At 61.6% G+C, this 10,759-nt stretch carries 9 protein-coding genes and 3 pseudogenes; 7 read left to right on the top strand and 5 right to left on the bottom strand.

Going from position 1 to position 10,759, the window contains the following annotated elements; translation table 11 throughout:
• Positions 1-170: 170 nt before the first annotated feature.
• The gene (locus ACIO0C_RS15150) at positions 171-1,178 is read right to left on the bottom strand and encodes a DMT family transporter (protein ID WP_401313561.1); all 1,008 of its coding nucleotides are present in this window, start codon (positions 1,176-1,178) and stop codon (positions 171-173) included.
• A gap of 15 nt (positions 1,179-1,193) precedes the next feature.
• On the opposite strand from ACIO0C_RS15150, the gene ACIO0C_RS15145 reads away from it, so the two are divergent.
• The 5 genes and pseudogenes from ACIO0C_RS15145 to ACIO0C_RS15125 all read left to right on the top strand — a co-directional run bounded on the left by ACIO0C_RS15145 (position 1,194) and on the right by ACIO0C_RS15125 (position 4,502).
• Positions 1,194-1,757 (top strand): helix-turn-helix domain-containing protein, encoded by a 564-nt coding sequence (locus tag ACIO0C_RS15145; protein WP_180204175.1) that lies wholly within the window; start codon positions 1,194-1,196, stop codon positions 1,755-1,757.
• Between the two features lie 332 nt (positions 1,758-2,089).
• Positions 2,090-2,374 (top strand): annotated as a pseudogene (locus tag ACIO0C_RS15140) (5,10-methylene tetrahydromethanopterin reductase); the annotation flags it as partial.
• Between the two features lie 5 nt (positions 2,375-2,379).
• Positions 2,380-2,472: pseudogene (locus ACIO0C_RS15135) on the top strand (IS3 family transposase); the annotation flags it as partial.
• Positions 2,473-2,689: 217 nt separating this feature from the next.
• Positions 2,690-3,057, top strand: a pseudogene (locus tag ACIO0C_RS15130) (ABC transporter ATP-binding protein); the annotation flags it as partial.
• A gap of 14 nt (positions 3,058-3,071) precedes the next feature.
• Entirely contained in the window at positions 3,072-4,502 is a 1,431-nt protein-coding gene (locus tag ACIO0C_RS15125) for an FAD/NAD(P)-binding protein (RefSeq protein ID WP_401313358.1), read from the top strand.
• Between the two features lie 255 nt (positions 4,503-4,757).
• Here the strand turns inward: ACIO0C_RS15125 and ACIO0C_RS15120 are convergent, their stop codons facing one another.
• The 3 genes from ACIO0C_RS15120 to ppnN all read right to left on the bottom strand — a co-directional run bounded on the left by ACIO0C_RS15120 (position 4,758) and on the right by ppnN (position 7,447).
• A complete protein-coding gene (locus tag ACIO0C_RS15120; RefSeq protein ID WP_401313356.1) occupies positions 4,758-4,970 on the bottom strand; it encodes a hypothetical protein in 213 nt (70 codons plus the stop codon).
• A gap of 139 nt (positions 4,971-5,109) precedes the next feature.
• Entirely contained in the window at positions 5,110-5,850 is a 741-nt protein-coding gene (locus ACIO0C_RS15115; protein WP_401313354.1) for a response regulator, read from the bottom strand.
• Positions 5,851-6,073: 223 nt separating this feature from the next.
• The gene (ppnN, locus tag ACIO0C_RS15110; protein ID WP_401313351.1) at positions 6,074-7,447 is read right to left on the bottom strand and encodes a nucleotide 5'-monophosphate nucleosidase PpnN; all 1,374 of its coding nucleotides are present in this window, start codon (positions 7,445-7,447) and stop codon (positions 6,074-6,076) included.
• Positions 7,448-7,683: 236 nt separating this feature from the next.
• Here ppnN and ACIO0C_RS15105 point away from each other — a divergent pair, with 236 nt between their 5' ends.
• Both ACIO0C_RS15105 and ACIO0C_RS15100 read left to right on the top strand, forming a co-directional pair.
• Positions 7,684-8,211, top strand: coding sequence for a DUF3087 domain-containing protein (locus ACIO0C_RS15105; protein WP_401313349.1), 528 nt, complete (start codon positions 7,684-7,686; stop codon positions 8,209-8,211).
• Positions 8,212-8,260: 49 nt separating this feature from the next.
• The gene (locus ACIO0C_RS15100) at positions 8,261-9,814 is read left to right on the top strand and encodes a sensor domain-containing diguanylate cyclase (protein ID WP_401313347.1); all 1,554 of its coding nucleotides are present in this window, start codon (positions 8,261-8,263) and stop codon (positions 9,812-9,814) included.
• A gap of 3 nt (positions 9,815-9,817) precedes the next feature.
• On the opposite strand, the gene ACIO0C_RS15095 is transcribed toward ACIO0C_RS15100, so the two are convergent.
• A complete protein-coding gene (locus tag ACIO0C_RS15095) occupies positions 9,818-10,735 on the bottom strand; it encodes a LysR family transcriptional regulator (RefSeq protein WP_401313344.1) in 918 nt (305 codons plus the stop codon).
• Positions 10,736-10,759 lie beyond the last annotated feature (24 nt).

Genomic DNA, 10,759 nt, shown 5'->3' with positions numbered 1-10,759 from the left:
TGTCGCAGAATCCTACAAGGTAGGCGGAAAAGTCTTGTTCAATGTTGTTTCCAGCCACACCCGATCGTTCCCACGCTCTGCGTGGGAACGCCTCTTGTGACGCTCTGCGACACGCTTTGGGGACGCGCGGAGCGTCCCGGGCTGCATTCCTTTGCTGCGCGTGGGAACGATCAGTGCTCGGCTTCGCGGTTCAGATCGTCCTCGATTTCAAGAGCCGCCTTACCCTTGGTCTTCAACTCACTGACAATCACCGCCGCCACGATCAACCCCGCACCGACCAACGCAATCGCCGGCAACCGCTCCCCGGCGATCCGCCCGACAATCCCGGCCCACACCGGCTCACCGGCGTAGATCAATGTGGCCCGGGTCGGCGAAACACTCTTCTGCGCCCAGTTCATCGCCACCTGGATCGCCGCACTCGCCGCGCCCAGCCCCAAGGCACTGCACAACAGCAACCAGGAGAAATCCGGAATGTGCTCCTGGGTCGGCACCACCATCAGGAACGACAGCAGCGACGTGACCGCCAATTGCACCACGGTCACTCGCTTCACATCGACCTGGCCGGCAAAGTTGCTGATCAGAATGATCTCCGCCGCAATGGCAATGGCGCTGATCAATGTTGCGATTTCACCGGGGCTGAAATTCAACGCCGCACCGGAAGGCCCTGACAGCAGCATCAACCCGGTAAACGCCAGCATGATGCCAATACTCGGCATCAGCCCCGGTCGACGACCCAACACCAGCCATTGCAGCAACGGTACAAAGGGCACGTACAACGCGGTAATGAACGCCGACTGGCTGCTGGGAATGCTCTGCAACCCCACCGTCTGCAGGCCGTAGCCAAGCATGATCGCCACGCCGATGAAGGCGCCGGCCTTGAGTTCGAACAAGGTCAATTGCCGCAGGCTGCGCCAGGAAAACAGGGCGACGATGATTGCGGCGGCGGCGAAGCGCAGGCCGACGAAAAACATCGGGCCGCTGACGGTCATCGCATGCTGGACCAGCAAAAAGGTCCCGCCCCAGACCATGGTGATCAACACCAGCACGCACTCGGCCTTGCTGAGCCGCAGGAAACGGGAGGGAGCCTGGGAGGAGTTCACCGACGTCATGATCTTGCACACTATTTGAGGGGGACGCACAATGCGCCCGAAGTTGGGCAGTATACTGCGCAACACCATCAAGTGAGCAATATAGTGCACAAAGATTCCTCGCCCCGGGCTTCGGTCCTGCAGCATGTCAGCCAGAATATTCGGCGTTTGCGCCATGCCGCCGATATGAGCCAGACCGCGTTGGCGGAAAAATCCGGTGTCAGTCGCCGGATGCTGGTGGCGATCGAGGCCGGCGAAAAGAACGTCAGCCTGACCACCCTCGACCGTGTGGCCGAAGCGCTGGACGTGGCCTTCAGCGACCTGATCCAGGCCCCTGATGTGCGCGACCACAGCCGCATCAACGAGCTGGCCTGGGCCGGTACCATTCCCGGCAGCAAGGCGGTGCTGCTGGCCAAGGCCAATGCCACCCGCGAAGTCGAACTCTGGGAATGGCGCCTGGAACCTGGCGAGCATTACCCGTCGGAGCCGGATGCCGAAGGCTGGAGCGAACAGTTCTACGTCTTCGAAGGCTGCCTGACGCTGATGGTCGGCGACGTGCCGCACAGGATCGCCGCCGGCGAGTTCTTCATGTTCGCCAGCAACCAGCCCCATTCCTATCGCAACGAGGGAGACGTGGCGGTGCGCTTTGTGCGCAATGTGGTGATCTGAACTGTTGGCCGATCAACAGTGAATAGACACTTTGCTGTTCTGAAGCTAAAAATTATTCTCTAATAATTCGTTAACTCATTGAAAATTAACGAATTAGATTTCAGGCACAACTCCTGCAAAAGCTCTGGTGCATTCACCCAGAACCCGGAGTCGGCCCATGACAGCCAAAGCCCCATCCCCCCGCTCGGCCAATGGGAGCCCTGCCCATGTGATCCGCTTGGATGCGGACGCGATTGCCGTCGGCCACACGCTCGTGGCGCGTTTCGGGGCAACTTTCGCCTCAACGGCATTCACCCACCCAGCTTGCACACATCAATCAAGGGAGCCGTTTGATGGCCCGTGAAATTCGTCTCAATGCTTTCGACATGAACTGCGTCGGCCATCAGTCGCCGGGGTTGTGGGCACATCCGCGGGATCGTTCGTGGCAGTACAAAGACCTGGAATACTGGACCGACCTGGCAAAAATCCTCGAACGCGGCAAGTTTGACGGGTTGTTCATCGCCGATGTGCTCGGTATCTATGACGTCTACAACGGCAACGGCGATGCGGCGATCCGCCAGGCGGCCCAGGTGCCGGTCAACGACCCGCTGCAACTGATCCCGCCGATGGCGCTGGTCTAGTGGACTACATCCACTATTACAATCACCGACGCATCAAGCTGAAGCTAAACGGACTGAGCCCTGTTGAATACAGGACTCAATCTGTTCAGGTATAGATTTACGATCGTCCAACTTTTTGGGGTCAGTCCACAGCGTGGGAACGATCCTGACAGCTTCGCGAGCAAGCTCGCTCCCACATTGCCCATGAACAGGAGGTCAACCCATGAGCGTGCACGAACTCAAGCGTCCGCCGATTGCGGATACCAGGGAATGGCAGGTCAGCGCGCCCAAGGCGCTGAGCAATTGCGCCATTGGGCGCAAGTCCGCCCGTTGCAGCCGGCATTGCAAGACAACCTGCGCAGTGGCGGCTTCGTCCGCGGCTTGAGTCGCCAGGACATGGCCCGGGACCTGGAGCGCATCTAAGCCTGGTTCCCGCGCCTGAAAACCAAGCGCAAGACCCAGGCCGGGCGTTGATGACGCGTCCTACTTTGGTACTGCTCGACGAACCTTCCATGGGTTTGGCGCCTATTATCGTCCAGGAAATTTTCGAGATCGTCGCCCGGCTCAACCGCGAGGCACAGGTGAGCTTCCTGATTGCCGAGCAAAACATTAATGTGGCGTTCAAGTACGCTTCCACGGCTATGTCCAGCGCGTTGCTGGCCCGGGGCGATCTGCATGACTTCTATCTAGGTAAACACTGAGCAGTGAGAACGGCATGAGTGAAACCCAAAACGGACAGGCGGCCGACGTCATCCGTCACGCGGACATCCTGATCATCGGCGGCGGCCTCAGCGGCGCGATGCTGGCGGCGCAACTGTTGCGTCTGCCGGGCAAGCGCCAGGTGTTGGTGATCGAACCGCGCGCCGAGCTGGGGCGCGGCGAGGCCTACAGCGCCGTGGAGCTGGGGCATACGCTCAACGGCAACGCGGCGCGCATGAGTGTCGACCCGGACAACGCCGATGACCTGACCCAATGGCTGACCGACTACATTGCGGCCGGCGGCTGGCCGGAGTCGGATGAGCAGCATGTACCGATCAGTGAGCTGTTCCCGCCACGGGGGATTTTCGGCCTGTACGTGCAGCAGCGCCTGGCCGAGGCGCAAGCAGTGGGGGTGTTGAATGGCTCAACGGTCGAGCATGTGCAAGCCGAGGTGGTTGACCTGCAAACCGATGCGCAGTCGGTGCGCTTGAGCTTGAGTGACGGCCAGCAATTGCAGGGTACTTATGCCGTGCTCGCCACGGGGATGTTCCCGGCCGCGCGCACGCCGCAGACCGAATCCAGTGGCTTGAACGCGGCGGCACTTGACCCGTGGGATGTGGCGGCGATGCGTCAGCTCGATCCGCACTCGACGGTGCTGATCATCGGCTCGGGGCTGACCATGGTCGATGCCGTGGTGTCGCTGGAACAGGCCGGGCATCGCGGGCCGATCGAAGTGTTTTCCCGACACGGCCTGCTGCCCCATGTGCGGCGCCAACCACCGGCCTGGGTGGATTTTTTGGCCGAGGATCACAGCATTCGAACGCCACGCCAGCTGGTGCGAGAGTTGCGCCGGCATTGCCGCGACGCCATCGCCCAGGGCATTGACTGGCAGGCACCGCTGGACACGGTGCGGGCGCACATCGGGCGTTTGTGGAATCAGGCCAGCGACGTACAGCGCCGGCAATTCGTGCGCCATGTTCGGCCGTGGTGGGAAAGTCATCATCACCGCTCGCCACCGTTGAGCGCCGAACTGGTGGAGCGCCTGCACGGGGAGGGGCGGTTGCGCATTCAGGCGGCGTCATTCAAAGGGCTTGAGCCTTCGTCGGGCAATGAGGTGAGTATTCGAATTCGCCGGCGGGGTGAAACGCAAGCGGTTGTCGTCAATGGCGCGGCGTTGATCAACTCCAGCGGTATCGAATATGACTGGCGACGGGTGGCGCGTCCGTTGCCCCGGCAATTGCTGGCGCGCGGGCTGATTCGCCCGGGACACCTGGCGCTGGGGATTGCCGCCGAGGTCGACGGTGCAGTGCTGGATGCCGACGGCCAGGCTGCCAGCCGGTTGTTTGCCATGGGCCCACCGTTGCGCGGGGTGTGGTGGGAAAGCACCGCCGTGACGGACGTGGCCAGTCAGGCCAAGGCGTTGGCTGTGCGTCTGGTAACAGCCTGAACGTCGCAAAAATGAAGAAACCCCGCATTGGCGCAACGCTGTTCACTGAAGCCATCGTGGTTTAACGGGGCACCCAAATGATCGTTCCCACGCTCTGCGTGGGAATGCATCCTGTGACGCTCCGCGTCACCGTTGCGCATGGCTCATGTCATGCGTCGTCAGTGGAACGCGGAGCGTCCCTGGTGGCATTCCCACGCAGAGCGTGGGAACGATCAGAAGATCGCAGCCTTGTTTCAGGCAGCCCAAGGCCGTTGATCAATAGCGCTGATATTTGGAGCCGAACTCAGGGCGGTTTTCCGCGACGTAGAGTTTGTCTTTTTGGTCAGCGCTGACGGTGATCACGTTGAGTGTGGCCGGTTGGCTGACTTTCGCCGCTGCAACGAGTGGCGTAGTGGCGTGAGGGGCGGCGATGGCGCTAGTGGCGCCAAGCACCGAAAGGGCGAAGCCGAGACCAATGAGGCTTTTCATATTGTTGCTCCAGAGCGTGGGGAGAAGATGTGGCCACTGTAGTGCTGGAGCATCGCGATGAAAAAACACCCTCGCGCATAGTCGTTATCGAGCGTGTCGATCTTCCTTGCGGTATCGGTCGCAGGCGCGATCGTGCCATTCAGGCCTGGGCATCAAGCATTTCCACCGGGTAGGAGAACACGTAGCCCTCGCTGCGCACGGTCTTGATGTAGGTCGATTCCCGCGAGTCGTCCTTGAGCCGTTGGCGCAGGCGGCTGACCAGCAAGTCGATCGAGCGGTCGAACAGGTCGGCGTCGCGGCCCTGGGTCAGGTTGAGCAATTGGTCGCGGCTCAGCACCCGTTGCGGGTGATCGAGGAACACCCGCAGCAGGCGGTATTCGGCGCCACTGAGGGCCACCAGGGTACCGTCCTGGTCCAGCAGGTGACGGGCGGTGGTGTCCAGGCGCCAGTGGCCAAAGCCGAGCATGCGCCCGCTTTCGCTGACCAGCAGGTTGGGTGGCAGCATGCGGGTGCGGCGCAATACGGCGTTGATCCGCGCCAGCAGTTCGCGGGCGGCGAAGGGTTTGGTCAGGTAGTCGTCGGCGCCCATTTCCAGGCCGAGGATACGGTCGGTTTCGTCGTTGCGTGCGGTGAGCATCAGGATCGGCGTGGCTTTGTGCTTGCCAGCGCGCAGTTCGCGGCACAGGACCAGGCCGTCGTCGCCGGGCAACATGATGTCGAGCACGATCAGGTCGACCTGATTGGCTTCGAGGAAGCTGCGCATGTGCCGGCCATCGGCGACCACGGTGGTGCGCAGGCCGTTTTTCTTCAGGTAGTTGCCGACCAGTTCGCGAATTTCGCGATCGTCGTCGACGATCAGGATGTGGTTGACGTGGTCCATTGGTCGATCCTCTTTTTTTGCCACGATACATTTTGTAGGCGCTGGCTTGCCAGCGAAGGCGGCCTTACAGGCGACCAATTCTCTTTCAGGTGCACATATCCATTCCTGCGGTAACGGCCACGTTGGTAGAGGCGCCGATGGTGCGATCTGATTTACCTCTCCCTGAAAGCAGCAAGCCGAAGCATTGGCTTCGGCTCGCGTCTAACAATTTACATTAACGAGATTACGCAACCACTTGATAACACGGCACATAAGCCGCGCCACCTGGCAGTTTCATCCGGTGCTGGGCGACGAAGGCCTTGAGCAGTTGATCCAGCGGCTGCATGACGGCCGCATCGCCACGGATCTGGTATGGCCCGTGTTTTTCGATCAGGCGGATGCCCTTGTCCTTGACGTTGCCGGCGACGATGCCGGAGAACGCGCGGCGCAGGTTGGCGGCCAATTCGTGGGCCGGCAGGTCACGGCTCAGTTTGAGGTTGGCCATGTTCTCGTGGGTCGGGTCGAACGGGCGCTGGAAGCCTTCGTCGATCTTCAGCAGCCAGTTGAAATGGAACGCGTCGTTGCGCTCGCGACGGAACTGCTTGACCGCCTTGAGGCCCTGGGTCATGTATCGGGCGACTTCAGTCGGGTCGTCGATGATGATCTCGTAGTGCTTCTTGGCGTCTGCGCCCAGGGTGGCGCCGACGAACGCATCAAGCTGTTCCAGGTAAGGCGCAGCATGTTTCGGGCCGGTGAGGACGACCGGGAAGGGCAGGCCGGCGTTGTCCGGGTGCATCAGGATGCCCAGCAGGTACAGGAACTCCTCGGCCGTACCGGCTCCGCCTGGGAAGATGATGATGCCGTGGCCGACGCGGACGAAGGCTTCCAGGCGCTTTTCGATGTCCGGCAGGATCACCAGTTCGTTGACGATCGGGTTCGGCGCCTCGGCGGCGATGATCCCAGGTTCAGTCAGGCCCAGGTAGCGGCCGCCGTGGATGCGCTGTTTGGCATGGGCGATGGTGGCGCCTTTCATCGGGCCTTTCATCACGCCGGGGCCGCAACCGGTGCACACGTCCAGGCTGCGCAGGCCCAGTTCGTGGCCGACTTTCTTGGTGTATTTGTATTCTTCGGTATTGATCGAGTGACCGCCCCAGCACACCACGATCTTCGGCTCGACACCGGGGCGCAGCGTGCGGGCGTTGCGCAGCAGGTGGAAGACATAGTCGCTGATACCCTGGGAGGTGCTCAGGTCGATGCGTTGGCTGTCGAGTTCGTTTTCGGTGTAGACGATGTCGCGCAGGGCGCTGAACAGCATTTCACGGGTGCTGGCAATCATTTCGCCGTCGACGAAGGCGTCGGCCGGGGCGTTCAGCAGTTCCAGGCGTACGCCGCGGTCTTGCTGGTGGATGCGGATTTCGAAGTCCTTGTAGGCCTCGAGGATGGTCTTGGCGTTATCGACGTGGGCGCCGGTGTTGAGGATGGCCAGGGCGCACTGGCGGAAGATGTCGTAGGTACTGCCGGATCCGGCTTCGCTCAGTTGCTGGACTTCCCGTTGGGAGAGTGTTTCCAGGCTGCCTTTCGGGCTGACCGATGCATTGATTACTTGTCGTTGGGTCATTCAATGATCCTTAAAACGATGTCATTCACGCGCAAACAACGAATGACATCCGAATAGAGAGTATCCATGAAAGAAGATGGCACGAACTGCGCGGTCTCGCCATGTCCTCCTTTTGATGATGTATAGATGAAAAGGAGCCCCAGCATAGCTAAATCCGTCGCAGAGGCGATAATGGCCCGCGGTCTTTTTACCCTGAGACCCTTTTTTTGCCATTGAAGCCAAGGAATCCCGACGTCATGTTCGAAATCCAGCCGATGAACGCCGACGACTATCGGCAACGGACACGGCGCAGCACGGTGATGATCGCGCTGATCTTCCTCGCGCTGGCGATGGCCCTGTCCACCGCGGCGGTGACGTTGTTCGGCGAGCCCTCAGGGGACAATCTACGCTTCAACATCGGCGGGGTGTTTGCCGCCGTCCTGGTCATGGCCGCGTTGATGCGCAAGCTGTTCTGGCACCAGGCGTGGATGGCGCCGGCGGTCTACAGTTGGCAACTCAAGCGCAGCCTGATGAGCATCACCAACGTCATGCACCACCTCAAGGCGGCCGTGGAAGCGGGGGATCCAGACGCGATGAAGCTGTTGCGCTTCTATCACCTGGGATTGAGCCAGATGCACCAACTGGACGGTAACTCCAGCGATGATGCGCAATTGCACCGGGAAATGGAGCAACATCAGGCGCGGATGCAAGCGCAGGGCATCGACATCCGGCAGACGCGACTGGACCCGGCCTGGCTGGACGCGCTAAAGCAGGCAGCACGCTAGACCCATGGAGCAGCAAGGGCCTTTTCATTCGATTCAAGGAGCGAACGTCATGGGGCAGCCGTCCATTCACGATCCTGTGGAACAAAACCGGCAGGGAGTCGCCCGACTCAAGACTCGCTCTGCCGTGACCCTCTTGATTGCCGTCTGCCTGTCGATGGCGGTGATCGTGATCTGGGAAACCTGGAGCTCGCGCCAGTACCATCTGCATGACAAGGAAGTGGCGATGTCCAACCTTGCGCAGACCCTGGCCTCGCAGGCCCAGGCGGCGATCAAGCAAGCCGACACGCTGCTGTTCACCCTGGTCGATCGCCTGGAGAACGACGGTATCGAGCCGGGTCGGCTCAATCGCCTGCAACGCCTGCTCGGCGCCCAGCGCAGTGAGTTGAGCCAGGTGCATGGGCTGTTCGTCTATGACGAAACCGGCAAATGGATCGCCAATTCCAACGGTGCCGAGGTGGGGGTCGCCAACAATTCCGACCGCGAATACTTCATCTATCACCGCGATCATCCCGACCGCGGACCGCACATCGGCCCTTCGATAAAGAGCCGCTCCAGCGGCGAATGGATCATGACGGTGTCGCGCCGGATCAATTACCCCGATGGGCGTTTCGCCGGGGTGGCGCTGGCCACCCTCTACCTCAGTCATTTCCTGCAGCTGTACGATGGCATCGACATGGGCCGCAACGGCGTGATCAACCTGATCGCCGATGATGCCAGCATTATCGTGCGCCGGCCGTTTCACGAGGCGGACATCGGCACCAGCCTGGCCAAGAGCCCGCTGTTCACCAAGCTCCTGCCACAGGCCAGTTCGGGCACGGCTACCGTGCGGTCCATCCTGGATGGCGTGGAGCGGGTCGTGGGCTATCGCCGGGTCGAGGGTTATCCGCTGATCGTCTTTGCCGCGCTCAACAAGGACGAGGTGCTGGCCGGCTGGCGCCAGGAGTCCTTGCTCAGTGCGGGGATCGTCGCGCTGTTACTCGGGGTTCTGGGGGTACTCGGCTATCGCCTGATCAAGTTGATGAAGAAGCAGGATCGCATCCAGGGCGAATTGCTCGGCACTCAGGAACGCCTGCTCGAACTCAATCGCAACCTTGAGTTGCTGGCGCTGGAAGACGCGCTCACAGGCCTGGCCAACCGCCGCCAGTTCGACCTGTTCATCCAGGCGGAAATGGGCCGCGCCCGGCACAACATGACGGGCCTGGCCCTGTTGATGATCGATGTCGATCACTTCAAGCCGTTCAACGATCGCTATGGCCATCTGGCCGGTGATGAGTGCCTGCGCAAGATCGCTGGGCTCATCACCGAGCACATCAGGCGTCCTGGCGATCTGGCTGCGCGCTTTGGCGGCGAGGAGTTTGCCGTGGTGCTACCGGGGACTGACTACGTCGGGGCATTCCTGCTGGCGGAAAAAATCCGCCATGCAGTCCAGGCCGCCAGCCTGCCGCATACTGAAAGCCCTGATGGCAAGGTGACGGTCAGCGTGGGTGTGTGCGGTTACGATCCGGCGTCGAATGCCCAGACCAGAGAACTGATCGGTGCGGCCGACAAAGCGTTGTACGTGGCCAAGGCCAGCGGGCGCAACATGAGCGTGATTGCCAACTGAGGCTCAGGCAAACCGGTCGCTGCCCTGTACCAGCCGGGTGCAAAGATACGGTTGCTTGAGCTTTTCCAGCCACCAGCCCAGCGCCCGCCCGTCGTGGTCGCCGCGCCAGCCGGCATACAGGATGTTCGGCTCGCGGGGGTCGGCCATCTGCTTTTCCACCAGCGTGCCATTGTCCAGTAACGAGGCGACCCGGTGCCTGGGCAGCCAGCCCACGCCGAGGCCGTCGCACTGGGCGAGGATTTTCGCGCGCATGGTCGGTACCGCCAGCACCGATTGGCCACCGGAGACACCGTAGGTACTGCCTTCGCTGGCCCGGGAGGAGTCTGCCACGACGATCGCCCGGTGCTGCGCCACCATGGCGCGGGTGATCGGTTCGCGGGCCTTGGCCAGCGGGTGCCTGGGCGAGACGGCAAATACCCATTGCATTTCCCCCAGTTGCATCCAGCCCAGGGACGCGATGGCCGGTGGCTCGTTGGTGGCACCGATGATCAGGTCGGCGCGGCCTTCACGCAGGGCCTCCCAGACACCCCGGAGCACTTCCTGGGTGATGCGCAGCGGTACGCCGGAACCCAGCGCATCGAACTCGTGGATCACCGGGATCAGGGTTTCGAATTCCAGCAGTTCATCGGTGACGATCCACAGCCGACTTTCCCAGCCATTGGCCACTTGCTGCACCCGTTGGGTCAGGCGCGAGACGTCCTGCATCAGTCGCGCCGCTTCGTTGACCAGCAATTCACCGGCGGGGGTGAGTTGCAGGCGGTAGCGCCGGCGATCGAACAGCAAGGCATCGAAGCGTTCTTCCAGTTGCCGCGCGGCGTAGGACACCGTGGAGGGCGCCTTGCCGAGGTAGGCCGCGGCCCGCGACAGGCTGCCGGTCTCGCGGATCGCTTGCAGCAGCGTCAGGTCTTCAGTCGACAGCATGAGCCGTGCCCTCATGTTTGACGG

This window comes from Pseudomonas sp. NPDC087336 (assembly GCF_044744285.1).
Taxonomy (GTDB): domain Bacteria; phylum Pseudomonadota; class Gammaproteobacteria; order Pseudomonadales; family Pseudomonadaceae; genus Aquipseudomonas.
Note: the sequence above shows the minus strand (reverse complement) of the source record. Positions and strands in the feature narration are given on the sequence as shown.

Bases quoted from the DNA above. Each gene is read 5' to 3' on its own strand.
- ACIO0C_RS15095 (WP_401313344.1), bottom strand. From the start codon at position 10,735: ATGCTGTCGACTGAAGACCTGACGCTGCTGCAAGCGATCCGCGAGACC.
- ACIO0C_RS15120 (WP_401313356.1), bottom strand. From the start codon at position 4,970: ATGAAAAGCCTCATTGGTCTCGGCTTCGCCCTTTCGGTGCTTGGCGCC.
- ACIO0C_RS15125 (WP_401313358.1), top strand. From the start codon at position 3,072: ATGAGTGAAACCCAAAACGGACAGGCGGCCGACGTCATCCGTCACGCG.
- ACIO0C_RS15100 (WP_401313347.1), top strand. From the start codon at position 8,261: ATGGGGCAGCCGTCCATTCACGATCCTGTGGAACAAAACCGGCAGGGA.
- ACIO0C_RS15105 (WP_401313349.1), top strand. From the start codon at position 7,684: ATGTTCGAAATCCAGCCGATGAACGCCGACGACTATCGGCAACGGACA.
- ACIO0C_RS15150 (WP_401313561.1), bottom strand. From the start codon at position 1,178: ATGGTGTTGCGCAGTATACTGCCCAACTTCGGGCGCATTGTGCGTCCC.
- ACIO0C_RS15115 (WP_401313354.1), bottom strand. From the start codon at position 5,850: ATGGACCACGTCAACCACATCCTGATCGTCGACGACGATCGCGAAATT.
- ppnN (WP_401313351.1), bottom strand. From the start codon at position 7,447: ATGACCCAACGACAAGTAATCAATGCATCGGTCAGCCCGAAAGGCAGC.